This is a genomic window from Geodermatophilus sp. FMUSA9-8 (assembly GCF_037034165.1).
Taxonomy (GTDB): domain Bacteria; phylum Actinomycetota; class Actinomycetes; order Mycobacteriales; family Geodermatophilaceae; genus Geodermatophilus; species Geodermatophilus nigrescens.
Map to the genome: position 1 here is coordinate 668,515 of NZ_JBAGKE010000001.1, position 18,876 is coordinate 687,390.

Below are 18,876 nucleotides of genomic sequence, written 5' to 3' on the forward strand. Positions count from 1 at the left end.
TTCCTACCGGCGGCGGGCCGGGCGCGCTCAGACGGCGAAGAAGACAGTCTCGCGCTCGCCCTGCAGGCGGACGTCGAGGCGGTAGCCGTCGTCGGTGGGCGTGGCCAGCAGGGTGTCCCGCTGCTCCTCGGTCAGCCCGCGCAGGACGACGTCCTCGGCGTTGGCGTCGGCCTCGTCGGCCAAGTAGACCCGGGTGACGACGCGGTCGAGCAGGCCGCGGGCGAAGACCGAGACGTCGACGTGCGGCGCCTGCAGCCCGCCCTCGCCGTCGGGCACCCGCCCGGGCTTGAGCGTGAAGACGGCGAACTCACCCGTGATCGTCGAGGCGCGCGCGTACCCGCGGAACCCCGGGTACGTGGACGCACCGCGCGGGTCCTCCGGCGACGGGAAGCGGCCGTCGGGGTCGGCCTGCCACGTCTCGACCATCGCGTCGGGCACCACGTCGCCGTTGCCGTCGAGCACCCGGCCGCGGATCCAGACGCCGCCCTGGGTGCCCTCGGCCGCGGCCCACACGCCGTCGGGCCAGGTCAGGCCGATGGCCAGGTAGGGGCCGACGGTGGCGCTCGGGGTGGTCCCCAGCCGGAGCGGTCCGGTGAGGAAGCCGCTGCCCCGCTGGCCGGAGCGCGGCTGGAAGGGCTCCGAGGGGTTCGGCGGGACGTCGAGGGGGTCCGGCACGCTCGCGGTCACGCCACGTCTCCGTCGTCGTCGGTCTCGAAGGGGGTCTGGTCCGCGCCGCGCAGCACGACGTCCCACTCGAACGCGAGCGCCCAGTTGTCCTGGGTGCGCTCGAGGGAGAACCGGCTGATCGCCCGGTGCCGGGCCGCCGCCGGGATGGCGTTGAAGATCGGGTCCTGGCCGAACAGCGGGTCGTCCGGGAAGTACATCTGGGTGACCAGGCGCTGGGTGAACGCCCGGCCGAACAGGCTGAAGTGGATGTGCGCCGGCCGCCAGGCGTTGTGGTGGTTGCCCCACGGGTAGGCGCCGGGCTTGATCGTCAGGAACTCGTAGCGGCCCAGGCTGTCGGTGACCACCCGGCCGAGCCCGTCGAAGTGCGGGTCCAGCGGGGCCGGCCAGTTGTCGACGACGTGCCGGTAGCGGCCCGCCGCATTGGCCTGCCACACCTCCACCAGCGCGCCCGGGACCGGGCGGCCGCCGCTGTCGAGCACCCGCCCGTGCACGAGGACCCGCTGGCCGACGGCCTCGCCGCCGTTGCGCCACGTCAGGTCGGCGTCGGTGGGCAGCACGCGGTCCTCGCCGAGCACCGGGCCGGTGACCTCGGTGAGCCGGTGCGGCAGGTCCACCGGCGTCCGGAGCGGCGCACGCAGCCCGGTGCTCCGGTACTCGGGGAAGCCCACGGGGGTCCGCGTGGCGTCGGGCTCGGGCAGGTAGCGCGGCAGCAGCAGCCCGCCCTCGGACGTGGTCCCGGTCATACCGGGCAACGTACGGCCGGCCGCGTACCCTCCCAAGCCGGGCTTTCCACTGGGAGGAAGGACGGCGATGGCCGGTGGCAGCGCCGCCCCGGGGCGGTCGGTGACCTCGCGGGCGCTGGCGATCCTCGACGCGTTCGACGCCTCGGCCCCCCGGCTGTCGCTGAGCGAGATCGCCGAGCGGTCGGGCACCCCGCTGACGACGGCGCACCGGCTGCTCGCCGAGCTCACCGGGTGGGGCGCGCTCGCCCGGCGTGCCGACGGACGCTACGAGATCGGCCGCAAGCTCTGGGACCTCGGCCTGCTCGCGCCGGTGCAGCTCGAGCTCCGCCAGGTCGCCTCGCCGTTCCTGCTCGACGTGCACACCGCCACCCGCGACACCGTGCACCTCGCCGTCCGCGACGGGCTGTGCGCCCTCTACGTCGAGCGGATCTCCGGCCGGGAGTCGGCGCCGGTGGTCAGCCAGGTGGGCAGCCGGCTGCCGCTGCACGCCACCGGCGTCGGCAAGGTGCTGCTCGCCTCCGCGCCCGACGAGGTCGTCGCCGAGGTGCTGGCGGCGCCGTCCCGGGCCACCCGGCACACCGTCGTCGACCCCGGCCGGCTGCGCCGGGAGCTCACCGAGGTGCGCCGGCGCGGGTGGGCGCGCACCGCGGAGGAGATGTCGCTGGGCACGCTGTCGGTCGCGGTGCCGGTGCGCGTGGAGCGCGGGAGCAGCACCGTCGTCGCGGCGGCGCTGGGCATCGTCGTCCCCAGCCACCGGCGCGACCTCCCCCGGCTGGTGCCCGTCCTCGAGGTCGCCGCGCGCGGCATCGGCCGGGCGCTGGCCACCACACCCGTCTTCCGCTGAGCGGGAGGACGAGGTGTCCACCGGCGCGTAGCCCGGGTCACACTCGGGCCATGCGCACCCAGGTGGGGATCATCGGCGCCGGCCCGGCCGGCCTGCTGCTGTCGCGGCTGCTCGCCCTGCAGGGCATCGACTCCGTCGTGCTGGAGAACCGCTCCCGCGAGTACGTCGAGGCACGCATCCGCGCCGGCATCCTCGAGCAGAACACCGTCGACGTGCTCACCGAGGCGGGCATGGGCGACCGGCTGCACCGCGAGGGCCTCGAGCACCGCGGCATCCACCTGCAGTACCCCGGGGTGCGCCACACCCTCGACTTCCCCGAGCTGTGCGGCCGCCGCGTGTGGGTCTACGGCCAGACCGAGGTGGTCAAGGACCTCGTCGCCACCCAGCTCGCCGACGGCCCGCCGCTGCACTTCGAGGTCTCCGACCTCGCGATCGAGGACGTCGACACCGACAGCCCGCGCATCCGGTTCACCGACGCCGACGGCACCCCGCAGGTGCTCGAGTGCGACGTCGTGGCCGGCACCGACGGGTTCCACGGCCCCTCGCGCGCCGTCGTCGCCGAGGGCACGCGGCAGCAGCTGTGGGAGCGCACCTACCCTTACGCGTGGCTGGGCATCCTCGCCGAGGCCGCCCCCGCCACCGACGAGCTCATCTACGCCTGGCACCCCGACGGCTTCGCCCTCTACTCGATGCGCTCGCCGTCGGTGTCGCGGCTGTACCTGCAGGTCGACCCGTCGGAGAAGATCGAGGACTGGTCCGACGACCGGATCTGGGAGGGTCTGGCCACCCGCTTCGCGCTCGACGGGTGGGAGATCAGCACCGGGCCGGTGCTGGAGAAGTCGATCCTGCCGATGCGCTCCTTCGTCAGCGCGCCGATGCGCCGCGGCCGGCTGTTCCTCGCCGGGGACGCCGCGCACATCGTGCCGCCCACCGGCGCCAAGGGCCTCAACCTCGCCGTCGCCGACGTCGTCCTGCTCTCCCGCGCGCTGGTGCGCCTGCTGCAGGAGAAGGAGACCGACCTCGCCGACGCCTACTCCGACACCGCGCTGCGCCGCGTCTGGCGGGCCACCCACTTCTCCTGGTGGATGACGTCGATGCTGCACACCACGGGCGACCCGTTCGACGCCGAGCTGCAGCTCTCGCAGCTGCGCCGGGTGTGCTCGTCGGAGGCCGCGGCGCGCGAGCTTGCCGAGAACTACACCGGCCTGCCGTACTAGAGGAGGTCGCGCACCCGGTCGGCGGTGCCGGGCGCGAGCGGCAGGTGCGGCAGCACGCCGGTCACCTCGGCGGGCTCCAGGCCCTGCTCGAGCAGGACCCCGGTCAGGCGGGGGGCCTCGCCCGGCGGCACCGGTGAGGGCAGCCCGGACTCCCGGACGGCGGCCAGCGCGAGGAACAGCGCGGCGGAGAGGTCCTCCTCCGGCTCCGGGGCCGCAGCGCGAACGGCGGCGCGGGCGGTGGCCTCGGCGGCGCGCACCAGCGACAGCGGCAGCCCCTCGGCCTCCACCTCCAGCAGCGGGGTGCGGCCCAGGGCGGCGAGCACCAGGTGCTCCGCCTCGGTGCGCAGCGGCTGCTCCCACTCCCCGGCGCGGACGACGTCGGCCGGATCGGCGTCGGCGGGGTCCTCACCGAGGTCGTCGAGCAGGTCGGCCCACTGCGCGGGCCGGGTGCGGCGGGCCCGGTCGGCGGCGGCCACGCACGTGTCGAGCACGAACGGCTCGATCACCTCGCGGTCGAAGCGGTCGGCGAACACGGTGCCGTCGGCGTCGACGGCGTTGAGCGCGTCCTGGAAGCTGCCGGGCCGGGCGTCGCCGAGCTCGATGCGGCCGTCCTCCTCCCCGGACAGCGCCTGCCCGGTGGCGGCGCGGTCGCCGATCGTGGAGCCGGTGGCCACCAGCCGGCCGCGCAGCCGGGTGTGGTGCGGCCGGTCGGACAGGCCGACGGTCCACGCGCACGCCTCCGCGATGAGCGCGGCGCGGCGCTCCCGCAGCACCTCGCGGCCGAGGAGGGCGAACCAGTCGGGGGCGAACCCCGTGCCGTCGAACACCCTCCCGTTCTACCCGGCCCGGCGCCGCCGCCGCCCGCGGACGAGGTCCTCGACGGTCGCGCGGGCGCCCCGCTCGCGCAGCGCGACCCGGGTCGCGACGAAGGGCTCCGCCACCCGCGGGTCGTCGGCGAGGTCGCCGAAGACGTCGCGCTCGCGGAGGAACTCCAGCGGGTCGGCGTCCCGCGCCCGGCGGGCCAGCGCCTCGCCTCGCGGGTCGGACAGCTCGAGGGGCCGGCCGGCGTCGTCGGCGCCCTCCGCGGTGCGCGCCCACCCGGCCAGCACCGCCACCGACCGGCGGACGTCGCGGCCGGCCTCCAGGTCCGCGCGGATCACCGGGAGCAGGAACTGCGGGATGCGGTCGGAGGCGTTCTCGCAGATCCGCGCCAGGGTGTCGGCGACGGCGGGGTTGGCGAAGCGGCCCACCAGGTCGGCCTTGTAGCGGCGCAGGTCGATGCCCGGCACCCGCGGCAGCGTCGGGGTGGCCTCCTCGTCGAGGTAGCCGGCCAGGAACTCGCGGAACAGCGGGTCCTGGCTGGCCTGGTGCACGTACCCGTGGCCGGCCAGCCGCCCGAGGTGGGCCAGCACCTGGTGGCCGGCGTTGAGCAGGCGCAGCTTCATCAGCTCGTACGGGGCGACGTCGGCGACCACCTGCACGCCGACGTCCTCCAGCGGTGGCCGCCCGCCCGCGAACTCCTCCAGCACCCACTGCGTCCACGGCTCGCACACCACCGGCCAGGCGTCCTCGACCCCGATCGCGGCGGCCACCTGCTCGCGGTCGGCGTCGGTGGTGACCGGGGTGATCCGGTCGACCATCGAGTTCGGGAAGGCCACCTCCCCGGCCACCCACTCCCCCAGCGCCGGGTCGCGCAGCCCGGCGAAGGCGGCGAACGCCTCCCGGGCCAGGTGCCCGTTGCCGGGGATGTTGTCGCAGGAGACGACGGCGAACGGCGGCAGCCCCCGCTCGCGCCGGCGCACCAGCGCCTCGGTGACCAGGCCGAACGTCGTCCGCGGCGGGGATCCGGGCCGCAGGTCGGCGACGACGGCGGGCGCCCCGGTGTCGAAGCGGCCGGTCTCGTGCGAGGTGTTGTAGCCGCCCTCGGTGACCGTCAGCGACACGATCCGGGTGCCGGGCGCCGCCATCCGCTCCACCACGGCGTCCGGGTCGTCGGGGGCGAGCAGGTACTCGGCGAGGGAGCCGACCACCCGCGCGTCGAGGTAGCCGTCGGGGTGCTTGACCACCAGCGTGTAGAGCCGGTCCTGCGCCGCCATCACCTCGGCCATCCGCCGGTCCGACGGCAGCACGCCGACGCCGCAGATGCCCCAGTCCACCTGCCCGGACTCGAGCAGCCGGTCGACGTACACCGCCTGGTGCGAGCGGTGGAAGCCGCCGACGCCGAGGTGCACGATCCCGACGCCGACCTCCGACCGGTCGTAGCGCGGCGTCCACACCGAGGGGCTCAGGTGGGGCAGCGTCGTGGCGTCGAGCCGGGGCATCGGCGGTCCTCCTCGGGTGCGGTGCGCGGGGGCTACCCGTCCGCGGCGCTCTCACCCGCCGGGGCCCGGGCGGGCACCGCCACCCGCTGGAGGTCCTCGGCGACGACGAGGTCGCCGTCGAACTCGGCCCGCGCCTCCTCCTCGAACGCGCGCGGGTCGGGGTAGCGCTGGGAGAAGTGGCTGAGCACCAGCCGCCGGACGCCCGCGTCGGCCGCCACCCGCGCCGCCTGCCGGGCGGTGAGGTGGCCGTACCGGCGGGCGAGCGCCTCGTCCTCGGCCAGGAAGGTCGACTCGATCACGAGCAGGTCGGCGCCCTCGGCCAGCGCCGCGACGTTGAGGCACATGCGGGTGTCCATGACGAAGGCGAACACCTGCCCGCGCCGCGGCTCGCTGACGTCCTCCAGGCGCACCGTCGTCTCCCCCACCCGCAGGACGCCCTCGTGCTGCAGCCGGCCGACGTCGGGGCCGGCCACCCCGGCTGCGGCGAGCCGGTCGGGCACCATCCGCCGGCCGTCGGGCTCGACGAGCCGGTAGCCGACCGAGGGCACCGGGTGCTCCAGCCGACGCGCTTCGATCGTCCCGGCGGGGTCCTCCGCCAGGACGCCGTCGTCGTGCACCGGTTCCTCGCGGATCTCGGCGCGGTCGGCGAACACCGACGCGTGGCGGAGCCGGTCGAACCACTGCTGACCCGACGCCGGGTAGTGCGCGGTGACCGGGTGGGCGACGCCGTCGAGCGACATCCGCTGGACGACGCCGGGCAGGCCGAGGCAGTGGTCGCCGTGGAAGTGGCTGACGAGGATCCGGTGGACGGCGCTGCTCGGGACGCCGGCCAGCAGCATCTGCCGCTGGGTGCCCTCGCCGGGGTCGAAGAGGAAGCCGCGGCCGTCCCAGCGCAGCAGGTAGCCGTTGTGGTTGCGGGTGCGGGTGGGCGCCTGGCTCGCGGTGCCGAGCACGACCAGTTCGCGCGCCGCCACGGAGGGCACGCTAGCCGTCCCTCGGCGGGTCGTGCTCTGCACACCACGGTGGGCAGAGCACGACCGCGCGTCAGCCGAACAGGTCGGACAGGAACGACTCCTTGCGCTTCTTCCCGTGCGAGCCGTGGGAGCCGTGCGACGACGAGTGCCCCTGCGAGCCGCGGACGGCCCCGAGCACCTCGTTGACGACGGCGCCGAGGCCGGCCCCGCCCGCCGCGGCCGGGTACTGCGCGCCGTGCTGCTGGCCGTACTGCTGCTGGCCGTACTGCTGCTGGTGCTGGGGCGCCCCGTACTGCTGCTGCCCGTGCTGCTGGCCGTGCTGCTGGCCGTGCGAGGGCGCCCCGTACTGCTGCTGGGCCGCGGGCTGGGCGTGCTGGCCGCCGGCCGCGGCGCCGTGCCAGGTGTTCTCCGCGTCGATGAGGCGCTCGAGCTCCCCGCGGTCGAGGAAGATGCCGCGGCACTCGGTGCACTGGTCGACGTGCACGCCGTTGCGCTCGTAGGTGCGCATCGCGCCCTGGCACTTGGGACAGACGAGATCCATGCCGCACGGTACGACGACGCCGAGGCCCCCGGACAGCGGCGGACCGTGCCACAGTGCCCGCCCGTGACGACGACCCGCACGGTGACCCTCCGGTTCGGCACGGCCTCGCGCGAGAGCCGCACGCACACCAACCTCTCCGCCGTCCGCAGCGACGGGCCGGTCCTCTGGGTGGCCGGCGACGAGACCGCCACCATCGAGCGGCTCGTCGCCGACGACCCCGCCGACCCGGCCGCCTACGGCGACCAGACGACCTTCTCCCTCGCCGACCTGGTCCCCCTGCCCGGCGGCACCGGCCCCGACGTCGAGGAGGAGGCCGACATCGAGGGCATCGCCCGCCACGACGGCGCGGTGTGGGCGGTCGGGTCGCACAGCCTGCGCCGGCGCCGGATCCGCGACGAGCACGACGGCGCCAAGGCCCTGCGCCGGCTCGCCACCATCACCGGGCAGCCGCGGCGGCAGATCATCGCGCGCATCCCGGTGGTCGACGTCGACGGGCTGCCCACCCTGGTGAAGGACGACGGCACCCGCAGCGCCGCCGTCTTCGGCGCCCGCGGCAAGGACCTGCGCGACCTGCTGGCCGACGACGAGCACCTCGGCCCGTTCCTCGGCATCCCGAGCAAGGACAACGGCCTCGACGTCGAGGGCATCGCGGTCGCGGGCGAGCGGGTCTACCTCGGCCTGCGCGGGCCGGTGCTGCGCGGCTGGGCCGTGGTGCTGGAGCTGCGGCCCGAGGTCGACGAGCGCGACCCCGCCCGCCTGCGGCTCCGGAAGTTCCCCGACGGCCGTCGCTACCGCAAGCACGTCCTGCGGCTGGCCGGGCTCGGCGTCCGCGACCTGTGCCCGCAGGGCGACGACCTGCTGGTGCTCGCCGGCCCGACCATGGACCTCGACGGCCCGGTGTACGTCTACCGCTGGCACGGCGCGGTGGTCTGCGAGGAGCCGGCCGTCGTCCGCGGCGACCAGCTCACCCGCGAGCTGGCGCTCCCCTTCGGCGACGGCGACGACCACCCCGAGGGCATCGGCCTGCTGGGCGACCCGGCCGGCGGCCGGCTGCTCGTCGTCTACGACAGCCCGGCCCCCGAGCGGCTCACCGACGACGGCGGCGTGGTGGCCGACGTCGTGCAGCTGCCCTGACCCCGGCTCAGCCGATCCGCACCGGGCGGGCGGCGGCCACGCCGGCCGCCGCCAGCCCGGCGCCGACGGCGAGCAGCAGCACCAGCGGCACGGTCCAGCCGCCGGTGGCCTCCGACAGCGCCCCGACGACGACGGGGCCGAGCCCGCCGACGGCGTAGCCCACGAGCTGGCTCATCCCCGACAGCCGGGCGGCCACGCCCGCGTCCGCCGACCGCAGCACCACCAGGGTCACCGCCAGCGCGATGCCCGCGCCCTGCGCGAGCCCGCCGACCGCCGCCCACGCGGGCCACGCGCCCGGCGCGGCGAGCAGCCCGGCCACCGGCACCACCCACAGCGCGGCGACCCCCAGCGCCAGCCCCGACTGCCCGCGCGCGCGGGCCAGCACGGCCGGCACCAGCAGGCTGCCCGCAACGCCGAGCACCTGGTAGACCGACGCGGCCAGCGACCCGGTGGCCGCGTCGGTGCCGGCGCGGTCGGCGAGCAGCGTGGGCAGCCAGGCGGTGAGCGAGAAGTACAGCGTCGAGTGCAGCGCCTGCACCGCGGTCACCGCCCAGGCCACCGGCGAGCGCCACACCGGCGCCGAGCCGCCGGGCGCCGCACCGCCGGGTGCCGTGCGGGCCGGGGCCGTGGCGTCGGCGCCCCGGGCGGCCCGCGCCCACACCACCGCGGCGACCAGGGCCAGCACGCCCTCGGCGGCGAGCGCGCCGCGCCAGCCCAGGACGGAGGCCAGCGGGGCGGTGAACGCGGCTCCCGCGGCGGCCCCGGTCACCAGCGCCGCGGTGTAGAGGCCGGTGACCGTGCCCGCCCGCCGGCCGAACCCGGCCTTCACCACCGCCGGCAGCAGCACGTTGCCGACCGTCATCGCCGCGCCGGCCGCGAGGGTGCCGGCGAGCAGCACCGGCGGCCCGTCGAGCACCCGCAGCGCCTGGGCGGCCGCGAGCAGCAGCAGCGACGCGAGCACCGCCCGCCCCGCGCCCAGCCGCCGTCCCGTCGCGGCCGACACCGGCGCCAGCACGGCGAAGCACAGCACCGGCAGCGTGGTGAGCAGCCCGGCGGCCGCGGCGGACAGGCCGGTGTCCGCGCGGACGTCGTCGAGCACCGGCCCGACGGCGGCGATCGCGGCGCGCAGGTTGACCGCGGTGAGGAGGACCGCGGCCAGCAGCAGGCGGTTCCCCCCGGGCACCGGGACATCCTGCTCCCGGCGGTACCGGCACCCGGGGGGCGGCCGCCGGTCGTGGAACACCTGCGTCTAGTGTCCCACCCGTCCGTGGCCCAGCTCACACCGACGTGGCGGGCCGGAACGCTGGAGGTCCCCGTGCCCCTCTCCCTCCCCCGGCGGGCGTGCAGGTCGCTGCTCGCCGCCGCCACCGGCGCCGCGCTCACCGCGGGCGTCCTCGCCACCGCGTCCCCCGCCGCAGCGGGTCCCGGCACAGCGGGTCCCGGCGGCCCGCCCGACCGCGCGCCGCTGGTGGTCGAGACCGCCGAGGGGGCCGTCGCGGGCTCCCGCCCCGGCGACCACCGCCTCTTCCAGGGCATCCCGTTCGCCGCCCCGCCGGTCGGGGACCTCCGGTTCCGCCCGCCGCAGCCGGTGCAGCCGTGGGAGGAGACGCTCGACGCCACGCAGCCGGGCAGCGCCTGCCCGCAGGTGTCCAGCCTGACCAACCCGACGTCCTCCACCGAGGAGGACTGCCTCTACCTGAACGTCACGACGCCCGCCGGCCTGGACGCCCGCCGCGACCGGCTGCCGGTCATGGTGTGGATCCACGGCGGCTCCTGGCGCACCGGCAGCGGCGACCGCTACGACGCCAGCGAGCTCGCCCTCGAGGGCGACGCCGTCGTCGTGACCGTCAACTACCGGCTCGGCCCGTTCGGCTTCCTCGCCCAGGACGACCTGTCCGCGGCGATCGGCGACGCGGGCTCCGGCAGCGCCGGCCTGCTCGACCAGCAGGCCGCGCTGCGGTGGGTGGAGCGCAACGTCGCGGCCTTCGGCGGCGACCCGCGCAACGTGACGATCTTCGGCGAGTCGGCCGGGGCGTCGTCGGTCTGCGCCCAGCTGGCCTCCCCCACGGCCGCCGGGCTGTTCGACAAGGCCATCGCGCAGAGCTACAGCTGCACCACCCGCTACGCGTCCCTGGACGAGGCGGAGACCGTCGGCGAGGGCGTGTCCACCGCCGTCGGGTGCACCGGGGAGGGTGCCGCGGTCGTCGCGTGCCTGCAGCGGGTCCCGGTGCCCGACCTGCTGCGCGCGTGGCCGGCCGGCGGCGGCTCGTTCGTCGTCGGCGGGTCGTCGCTGCCGGTGCAGCCGGCCGACGCGATCACCTCGGGCACCTGGAACCGCGTGCCGGTGATCCACGGCAACCTGCAGGACGAGAACACGCTGTTCACCCCGCTGGGCGTCCCCTCGGCGCAGCTGCCGACGCTGCTCGACCCGCGCAACTACGACACCGTGCTGGCGCAGCGCTACGGCGCCCGGGCGGGCGAGGTCGCGGCGCGCTACCCGCTGGCGGAGTACGGCTCGCCGCTGCGGGTGCTCGCCGCGATCGCCAGCGACACCGGCAGCGCGCTGTCGACCTGCGAGCACGTCGACGCCTACGAGGCGCTCGACCAGCGGCCGCGGCGCGACCGGGTCTACGCCTACCAGTTCCGCGACCAGACGGCGGACCCGCTGCTGGACTTCTCGCGGCCGCCGTTCTCCTTCCCGGCGGGGCTCTACGACGAGGGCGCCCAGCACGCCGGCGAGCTGCCCTTCCTGTTCCCCGGGCTGTTCGGGGACGGCCTGACCGCCGAGCAGCAGGAGCTGTCGACGGCGATGGTGCGGTACTGGACGAACTTCGCGGCCACCGGCAACCCCAACGGCCGCGGCGTGCCGGCCTGGCACCGGTACTCCGACCCGTCCGACGTCCAGGGCCTCGACCTCGCCTCCGCCGGGGGCATCGGGCCGGTCGACGTCGCCGCGGACGCGAACTGCGCGTTCTGGGACACGTTCTGACGCGCTGAGCAGCACCCCGGGCCCCGGGCGGCAGCCGCCGTCCGGGGCCCGGGTACGTCCACCCTCCCCCGGCCCGACGCGCCCGGTCACTCCGGATCTACTCCCGAGTAACAGGTGTGGGATCGTCGGGGGACACGTCGAGACGGCGCCGTCGCCGTCAGGAGAGAGGTCCCATGCGGTTGCAGCTTTCCCCGGAGATGGAGGCCTTCCGGGATGAGATGCGCACCTTCTTCACCACGCAGGTGCCGAAGGAGATCCGCGACCAGGTCGCGGCGCGGCGGCACGTGAGCCGTGAGCAGTACATCGAGGCCCAGCGGGCCCTCAACGCCGCCGGCCTGGCCGTGCCGCACTGGCCGGTCGAGTGGGGCGGCCGCGACTGGACGCCGCTGCAGCGCCACATCTGGCGCGAGGAGATGCAGCTGGCCAGCGTCCCCGAGCCGCTGGCCTTCAACACCAGCATGATCGGGCCGGTCATCGCCGCCTTCGGCAACCAGGAGCAGAAGGAGCGCTTCCTGGCGAAGACCGCGAACCTCGACATCTGGTGGTGCCAGGGCTTCTCCGAGCCCGACGCCGGCTCCGACCTCGCGTCGCTGCGCACCACCGCCGTCCGCGACGGCGACGACTGGGTGGTCAACGGTCAGAAGACCTGGACCACCCTCGGCCAGCACGCCGACTGGATCTTCTGCCTGGTGCGCACCGACCCGACGGCGGAGAAGAAGCAGCGCGGCATCTCGATGCTGGTCTTCCCGATGGACACCCCCGGCGTCACGCTGCGGCCCATCCAGCTCATCGACGGCGGCCACGAGGTCAACGAGGTCTTCTTCGAGGACGTCCGCGTCCCCGCCGAGAACCTCGTCGGCGAGGAGAACCGCGGCTGGGACTACGCCAAGTTCCTGCTCGGCAACGAGCGCGTCGGCATCGCCCGCGTCGGCGCCACCAAAAAGCTGATCGCGCAGGCCAAGGAGTTCGCCCGCGAGATCACCGCCGGCGGCCGTCCGCTGTCGGAGGACCCCCGCACCACCGCCCGCATCGCCGAGCTGGAGAACGAGCTTCTGGCGCTGGAGCTCACCGCGCTGCGCGTCGTCGCGAACTCCGCCGACGGCAAGCCGCACCCGGCGTCGTCGGTGCTCAAGCTGCGCGGCTCGGAGCTGCAGCAGGCGGCCACCGAGCTGATCGTCGACATCGCCGGCCCGCTCTCGCTGGCCTCCTTCGCCGACGGCGGCTCCGCGGTCCCCGACTGGGCCCGGGTGGCGACGCCCGAGTACCTGAACTACCGCAAGGTCTCCATCTACGGAGGCAGCAACGAGGTCCAGCGGACCATCATCGCCGGCACGATCCTGGGGCTGTGAGGTAGACGTGGACTTCACCTACGACAGCGAGCAGAACGACCTGCGGGAGGCCGTGCGCGGCCTGCTGCAGCGCGCCTACCCCGACACCGAGCGGCGCCGCTCGGTCGTCGGGAGCGACCCCGGCTTCGACGAGAAGACGTGGGCGCAGCTGGCCGAGATGGGCGTGCTGGGCCTGCCCTTCGCCGAGGAGGACGGCGGCATGGGCGCCGGCCCGATCGAGGTCGGCATCGTGGCCGAGGAGATGGGCCGGGTGCTGGCGCCCGAGCCCTTCGTCGAGGCCGTGGTCCTCGCCGGCGGCCTGGTGGCCGCCGTCGGCACCGCCGCGCAGCGGACGGCGGTCCTCGGGCCGCTGTCGGAGGGCGGCAGCGTGCTCGCCTTCGCGCACGCGGAGCCGGCCACCCGCTGGAGCCCGTCGGCGTCGGCGGTCACCGCCACGCAGGACGGCGACGGCTGGCGGCTGACCGGCGTCAAGGAGCCGGTCGCCAACGGCGCCCGCGCCGACGTGCTGGTCGTGTCGGCGGCGGTCGACGGCGGCACCGCGCTGTTCCTCGTCCGGGGCGACGCCGCGGGCCTGACCCGCACCGGCTACCGCACCCACGACGGCGGCCGCGCGGCCAACGTGACCCTCGACGGCACCCCGGCCGAGCTGCTCGGCGAGGGCACCGCGGACCGCAGCGCCGACGTCGAGCGGGTGCAGGCCCTGGCCCGCATCGCATACGCCAACGAGTCGGTCGGGGCGATGGAGAGCGCGCTGCGCATCACCGCGGAGTACCTGAAGACCCGCAAGCAATTCGGCGTCACGCTCAACCGGTTCCAGGCACTCACCTTCCGCGCCGCGGACATGTACGTGTCCGTGGAGCTGGCCCGCAGCACCGCGCTGTGGGCGAGCATGGTGGCCGACGCGGGCGGCGACGTCGTCGCGGCCGGCGACCGGGCCCGCCTGCAGACCAGCCGCGCGGGCCGGCACGTGGGCAAGGAGGCCATCCAGCTGCACGGCGGCATCGGCGTCACCGCGGAGTACAGCGTCGGCCACTACACCAGCCGGCTCACCGCGATCGACCACGTGCTCGGCGACGGCGACTGGGCGGCCGACCGCCTCGCCGCCTCCGTCGACAGCTACCCGACGGTCGACCCGCTGGGCGCGCCCTACACGGGATAAGGACCTCGCTGCCCCCCACCGCTCGCACGCTCGCGGTGGGCCCCTGCACCGAGGCCGTTCCAGCACCTCACCGACGGCGGCCGGCGTCCCCTCCGGGGGGCGCCGGCCGCTGCCGTTCCGGGCCCCGGGCACCTACCCTGCGCTGCCGTGGTCGTCTGGCTGCTCCTCGTCGCCGTCGTCGCCGTCGCCCTGGGATGGGGCGCCGCGCGGCTGGTCCGCCGCCGCCGCGGACGGGTCGCCGCGGGCCTGGTCGCCGTCCTCGTCGGGACGCTCGCGCTCGGCGGTGGCTCGCAGCTGTGGGCGCGCGCCTCGCTCGACTCGTCCGGGATCGCCCGGGCGCTGGTGTGGATGGACGCCGACGTCGACGACCGGCTGCGCTTCCCCGCCCTGCCGGTGCCGGCCGGCGACGACGTCCTGCCGCTGCGCGAGGGCTCGCTGCCGGACGGCGTCCTGGACCGCGTGACGGTGCCCGGCTCCGGCGAGGAGGACCTCGACGCGCTGCTGCAGCGCACGGAGACGACGGCGTTCGTGGTGCTGCGCGGCGACGAGGTGCTGCTGGAGAGCTACGGCGAGGGGCAGTCCCGCGAGTCGCTGCAGACGTCGTTCTCCGTGGCCAAGTCGGTGCTCTCGACGCTGGTGGGCCTGGCGATCGAGCGCGGGTACATCGGCAGCCTGGAGGACCCGGTCACGACCTACGTCCCCGAGCTCCTCGACCGGGACCCGCGCTTCGCCGAGGTCACCCTGCGGCACCTGGTCACCATGTCCTCGGGCCTGTCCTACGAGGAGCAGGGCCTGCCCTGGAGCGACGACGCGCTCACCTACTATGCCCCCGACCTGCGCGCGCTCGCGCTGACCGCCGAGGTCGAGGAGCCGCCGGGGCGGACCTGGCTGTACAACAACTACAACCCGCTGCTGGTCGGGATGGTGCTCGAGCGGGCCGTCGGCGAGCCGGTCGAGGAGTTCGCCGCCGAGGCGCTGTGGGGGCCGATGGGCGCCGAGGCCGACGCGAGCTGGAGCGCCGACAGCACGGCGTCGGGCTTCCCGAAGATGGAGAGCGGCTTCAACGCCCGCGCGCTGGACTACGCCCGCTTCGGCCTGCTGTTCGCCCGCGAGGGCCGCGCCGGCGACCGGCAGGTGGTGCCCGCGGACTGGGTGGCCGAGGCGACCGCGCGGGACACCAGCGGCGACCCGGCCGAGCACTACCAGTACTGGTGGTGGGTGGACACCGAGCGCGAGGGCCGGTTCTCCGCGCGCGGCAACAAGGGCCAGTTCGTCTACGTCGACCCGGCCACCGACGTCGTCGTCGTCCGCACGGGCCGGGAGGCCGTCCTCGAGGACTGGACGGCGGTGCTGCGCGACGTCGCCGACCGCGTGGGCTGACCCGGGCCCGGTGCGATCCGCGTCACGAAACGGGGCCGGCTGGGGTCGGATGCCGGATCGGCCTGCCACGATGCCTCACCGGGGTCGGGCCGCCCGCCTCCCCGCTGCACCACCCAGTCACGCCGGCAACGGGGCCGGCCCGAACTGACGTTGGAGTGCGCGTGCTCATCGGTGTGCCGGCAGAGACCCGACGGAACGAGACGCGGGTGGCCGCGACGCCCGTGAGCGTCGGGCAACTGCTCGCCCTCGGTCACGAGGTCCTCGTCCAGTCCGGCGCCGGAGGGCGCGCCGACTTCCCCGACGAGGCCTACGTCGCGGCCGGCGCCCGCATCGGGTCGGCGGCCCAGGCGTGGGGTGCCGACGTCGTCCTGCACGTCAACGCCCCCACCCCCGACGAGGTCGCGCGGCTGCGGCCCGACGCGGTGCTCGTCTCGCTGCTCGCCCCCGCGCTGTCCCCCGACCTGCTCGACGCGCTGGTCGCCCGCGGGGTCACCGCGCTGGCCATGGACGCCGTCCCGCGCATCTCCCGCGCCCAGTCGCTGGACGTGCTGTCGTCGATGGCCAACATCGCCGGCTACCGCGCCGTCGTGGAGGCCGCGCACGCGTTCGGCCGGTTCTTCACCGGCCAGGTCACCGCCGCGGGCAAGGTGCCGCCGGCCAAGGTGTTCGTCGCCGGCGCCGGCGTCGCGGGGCTCGCCGCGATCGGAGCCGCGAGCAGCCTGGGCGCGATCGTGCGGGCCACCGACGTCCGCCCCGAGGTGGCCGAGCAGGTGCGCTCGCTCGGCGGGGAGTATGTGGGCGTCCCCGCGGACGAGGAGGAGCAGGCCGCCGGTCGGGCATCGGGATCGGGCACCGGCTACGCGTCGGTCACCTCGGAGAGCTTCAACGCGCGCGCCGCCGTCATGTACGCCGAGCAGGCCCGCGACGTCGACGTCGTCGTCACCACCGCGCTGATCCCCGGCCGCCCCGCGCCCCGGCTGCTCACCGAGGACATGGTGGCGAGCATGAAGCCCGGGTCGGTGGTCGTGGACATGGCCGCCGCGCAGGGCGGCAACGTGGCGGGCTCGGTGCCCGACGAGGTGGTGGTGACGCCGAACGGCGTGACGATCATCGGCTACACCGACCTGCCCGCCCGGCTGCCCGCGCAGGCCTCGCAGCTGTTCGCCACGAACCTCGTGAACCTGGTCAAGCTGCTCACCCCCGGCAAGGACGGGCGGCTGGTCCTCGACCTCGACGACGTCGTCGTCCGCGGCATGACCGTGGCCCGGGCGGGCGAGCAGCTGTGGCCCCCGCCGCCGGTGCAGGTCTCCGCGGCGCCCGCGGCGGCCCCGGCCCCCGCGCCGCTGCCACCACCGGCCGCGAAGGCCCCCGCACCACCGGGGCGGCGGGCCGCGCTGGTCGGGCTCGGCGCCGCGCTGCTGTTCCTGCTGGCCGCGTTCTCCCCCGACCAGCTCATCGGCAACCTGACGGTGTTCGCGCTGTCGGTGGTCGTCGGGTTCTACGTGATCGGGCACGTGCACCACGCGCTGCACACCCCGCTGATGAGCGTCACGAACGCGATCTCCGGGATCATCGTGGTCGGCGCGATCCTCCAGCTCGGGCACGTCAGCACGGTGGTCACCGTGCTCGCCTTCCTCGCCGTGCTGCTGGCGAGCATCAACGTCTTCGGTGGCTTCGCGGTGACCCGCCGCATGCTCGGCATGTTCCGGAGGGCCTGACGCCATGTCCGCCACCACCGCGGCCTCGGCCGCCTACATCGTCGCGGGCCTGCTGTTCGTGCTGAGCCTGGCCGGCCTGTCGAGGCACGAGACGGCGAAGGCCGGGAACGCCTACGGCATCGCCGGGATGGCCATCGCGCTGGTCGCCACCATCGGGCTGGCCTGGCGCAACGGCGACGCGCTCGCCGTCGGGCTGATCGTCGTCGCCATGGCCCTGGGTGCGGCCATCGGCATCTGGCGGGCGCGCATCGTCGAGATGACCGGCATGCCCGAGCTCATCGCGCTGCTGCACAGCTTCGTCGGCCTGGCCGCGGTGCTCGTCGGCTGGAACGGCTACCTGTCGGTGGAGGGCGCGCCCGCCGGCGAGGCCGAGGAGCTGGGGCTGCCGGTCGGCATCCACTCCGCCGAGGTGGCGATCGGCGTCTTCATCGGCGCGGTCACCTTCACCGGCTCGATCGTCGCGTTCCTCAAGCTGTCGGGGCGGATCAGGAGCAACCCGCTGGTCCTGCCGGGCAAGAACGCGCTGAACGTCGGCGCGCTCGCGGTGTTCGTCGGCCTGACCGTCGTCTTCGTCGTCTCCCCCGGCCTCGGCGTGCTGTCGGGGCTCACCGTGCTGGCGCTGGGCCTGGGCTGGCACCTGGTCGCCTCGATCGGCGGCGGCGACATGCCGGTCGTCGTCTCGATGCTCAACAGCTACTCGGGCTGGGCGGCCGCGGCGTCGGGCTTCCTGCTCGACAACGACCTGCTCATCATCACCGGCGCGCTGGTCGGCTCCTCGGGTGCCTACCTCAGCTACATCATGTGCCAGGCGATGAACCGCTCGTTCCTGTCGGTGATCGCCGGCGGCTTCGGCAACGAGGGCAGCACCGCGGCGGCCGCCGTCGAGGGCGAGCACACCGAGGTCACCGCCGAGGAGGTCGCGCAGCTGCTGCGCGACGCCGACTCCGTCGTCATCACCCCCGGCTACGGCATGGCCGTCGCGCACGCGCAGAACGCCGTCGCCGACCTCACCCGCACCCTCACCGACAAGGGCGTCGAGGTCCGCTTCGGCATCCACCCCGTCGCGGGACGGCTGCCCGGGCACATGAACGTGCTGCTCGCCGAGGCGAAGGTGCCCTACGACGTCGTCCTCGAGATGGACGAGATCAACGACGACCTCGCCAAGACGTCGGTGGTGCTGGTCATCGGCGCCAACGACACGGTCAACCCGGCCGCGGCCGAGGACCCGGGCAGCCCGATCGCCGGCATGCCGGTGCTGCACGTCTGGGAGGCCGAGCACGTGGTGGTGTTCAAGCGGTCGATGAGCACCGGCTACGCCGGCGTGCAGAACCCCCTGTTCTTCCGCGAGAACACCCGGATGCTGTTCGGCGACGCGCGCGAGCGGGTCGAGGACATCCTGAGGGCTCTCTGAGAGGAACGGCGTGCACCCCACGACGCAGGCACTGGTCTCACCGGCGTGGCTCATCGGGGGGCTGCGCAACGTCCCCGGCTACCTGGCGACGGCGCAGGGCGGGCTGACCTTCGTCAGCGACACCCCGGTGTTCGACGTCCCGCTGGCGCAGGTGACCGACGTGTCCTGGCCGTGGTGGTGGTTCGGCGGCGGACTCAAGCTGACGGCGGCCGGTCAGCGGTGGAAGGTCACCTTCGTCCGGCCCAACGGCATGCCTCCGCCGAACCCCTCCATGCTCGAGACCGGCGTCGGGGTGTTCGGGCTGCTCACCGGCACCTGGCACGACCTCTACGCCATGCGGGGCCTCGCCGACGTCCGCAGCGGCCGGGCCGCCGGCAAGCGGTGGCGCGAGGTGCTGCCCGGCTGAGTT

The 18,876-nt window shown here is 75.2% G+C and carries 17 protein-coding genes; 10 read left to right on the plus strand and 7 right to left on the minus strand.

Features of this window, described 5'->3' with window-relative positions; translation table 11 throughout:
* Positions 1-27: 27 nt before the first annotated feature.
* Together pcaG and pcaH are read right to left on the minus strand one after the other, a co-directional pair.
* Positions 28-687: a protocatechuate 3,4-dioxygenase subunit alpha gene (pcaG, locus tag WA616_RS03255; protein ID WP_336027268.1), complete on the minus strand. Its 660-nt coding sequence runs from the start codon at positions 685-687 to the stop codon at positions 28-30.
* Entirely contained in the window at positions 684-1,430 is a 747-nt protein-coding gene (pcaH, locus tag WA616_RS03260) for a protocatechuate 3,4-dioxygenase subunit beta (RefSeq protein ID WP_175562845.1), read from the minus strand. Before pcaH ends, pcaG begins: the two co-directional genes overlap by 4 nt.
* Positions 1,431-1,497: 67 nt before the next feature.
* On the opposite strand from pcaH, the gene WA616_RS03265 reads away from it, so the two are divergent.
* Both WA616_RS03265 and WA616_RS03270 read left to right on the plus strand, forming a co-directional pair.
* A complete protein-coding gene (locus tag WA616_RS03265) occupies positions 1,498-2,274 on the plus strand; it encodes an IclR family transcriptional regulator (RefSeq protein WP_073420160.1) in 777 nt (258 codons plus the stop codon).
* A gap of 50 nt (positions 2,275-2,324) precedes the next feature.
* Positions 2,325-3,491 carry a 4-hydroxybenzoate 3-monooxygenase gene (locus WA616_RS03270; protein WP_336027273.1) on the plus strand — a complete coding sequence of 389 codons (1,167 nt, stop codon included), beginning with the start codon at positions 2,325-2,327 and terminating at the stop codon, positions 3,489-3,491.
* Here WA616_RS03270 and WA616_RS03275 read toward each other — a convergent pair.
* From WA616_RS03275 to WA616_RS03290, 4 genes are all read right to left on the minus strand, one after another.
* Entirely contained in the window at positions 3,488-4,318 is an 831-nt protein-coding gene (locus tag WA616_RS03275) for a hypothetical protein (protein ID WP_073420162.1), read from the minus strand. The two genes, WA616_RS03270 and WA616_RS03275, sit on opposite strands and share 4 nt — an antisense overlap.
* 9 nt (positions 4,319-4,327) lie before the next feature.
* Positions 4,328-5,812 carry a mannitol dehydrogenase family protein gene (locus WA616_RS03280; RefSeq protein ID WP_336027274.1) on the minus strand — a complete coding sequence of 495 codons (1,485 nt, stop codon included), beginning with the start codon at positions 5,810-5,812 and terminating at the stop codon, positions 4,328-4,330.
* A gap of 32 nt (positions 5,813-5,844) precedes the next feature.
* Complete coding sequence (locus WA616_RS03285; RefSeq protein ID WP_336027276.1) at positions 5,845-6,786, minus strand: ribonuclease Z; 942 nt, start codon at positions 6,784-6,786, stop codon at positions 5,845-5,847.
* Between the two features lie 70 nt (positions 6,787-6,856).
* Positions 6,857-7,327 carry a TFIIB-type zinc ribbon-containing protein gene (locus tag WA616_RS03290; RefSeq protein ID WP_336027278.1) on the minus strand — a complete coding sequence of 157 codons (471 nt, stop codon included), beginning with the start codon at positions 7,325-7,327 and terminating at the stop codon, positions 6,857-6,859.
* Positions 7,328-7,390: 63 nt separating this feature from the next.
* Between WA616_RS03290 and WA616_RS03295 the strand changes: the two genes are divergently transcribed.
* Complete coding sequence (locus WA616_RS03295) at positions 7,391-8,461, plus strand: DUF3616 domain-containing protein (RefSeq protein WP_336027280.1); 1,071 nt, start codon at positions 7,391-7,393, stop codon at positions 8,459-8,461.
* Between the two features lie 7 nt (positions 8,462-8,468).
* On the opposite strand, the gene WA616_RS03300 is transcribed toward WA616_RS03295, so the two are convergent.
* Positions 8,469-9,644 (minus strand): MFS transporter, encoded by a 1,176-nt coding sequence (locus WA616_RS03300; protein ID WP_336027282.1) that lies wholly within the window; start codon positions 9,642-9,644, stop codon positions 8,469-8,471.
* A gap of 132 nt (positions 9,645-9,776) precedes the next feature.
* Here WA616_RS03300 and WA616_RS03305 point away from each other — a divergent pair, with 132 nt between their 5' ends.
* From WA616_RS03305 to WA616_RS03335, 7 genes are all read left to right on the plus strand, one after another.
* Positions 9,777-11,450: a carboxylesterase/lipase family protein gene (locus tag WA616_RS03305; RefSeq protein ID WP_336027283.1), complete on the plus strand. Its 1,674-nt coding sequence runs from the start codon at positions 9,777-9,779 to the stop codon at positions 11,448-11,450.
* Positions 11,451-11,623: 173 nt separating this feature from the next.
* The gene (locus tag WA616_RS03310; RefSeq protein ID WP_336027285.1) at positions 11,624-12,799 is read left to right on the plus strand and encodes an acyl-CoA dehydrogenase family protein; all 1,176 of its coding nucleotides are present in this window, start codon (positions 11,624-11,626) and stop codon (positions 12,797-12,799) included.
* A gap of 7 nt (positions 12,800-12,806) precedes the next feature.
* Positions 12,807-13,958 carry an acyl-CoA dehydrogenase family protein gene (locus WA616_RS03315; protein ID WP_336027286.1) on the plus strand — a complete coding sequence of 384 codons (1,152 nt, stop codon included), beginning with the start codon at positions 12,807-12,809 and terminating at the stop codon, positions 13,956-13,958.
* Between the two features lie 147 nt (positions 13,959-14,105).
* The gene (locus tag WA616_RS03320; RefSeq protein WP_336027288.1) at positions 14,106-15,338 is read left to right on the plus strand and encodes a serine hydrolase domain-containing protein; all 1,233 of its coding nucleotides are present in this window, start codon (positions 14,106-14,108) and stop codon (positions 15,336-15,338) included.
* Positions 15,339-15,511: 173 nt separating this feature from the next.
* Entirely contained in the window at positions 15,512-17,056 is a 1,545-nt protein-coding gene (locus tag WA616_RS03325; protein WP_336027289.1) for a Re/Si-specific NAD(P)(+) transhydrogenase subunit alpha, read from the plus strand.
* 4 nt (positions 17,057-17,060) lie between these two features.
* Complete coding sequence (gene pntB, locus WA616_RS03330; protein ID WP_336027291.1) at positions 17,061-18,467, plus strand: Re/Si-specific NAD(P)(+) transhydrogenase subunit beta; 1,407 nt, start codon at positions 17,061-17,063, stop codon at positions 18,465-18,467.
* A 10-nt stretch (positions 18,468-18,477) separates the two neighbouring features.
* A complete protein-coding gene (locus tag WA616_RS03335; RefSeq protein ID WP_336027293.1) occupies positions 18,478-18,873 on the plus strand; it encodes a hypothetical protein in 396 nt (131 codons plus the stop codon).
* Positions 18,874-18,876 lie beyond the last annotated feature (3 nt).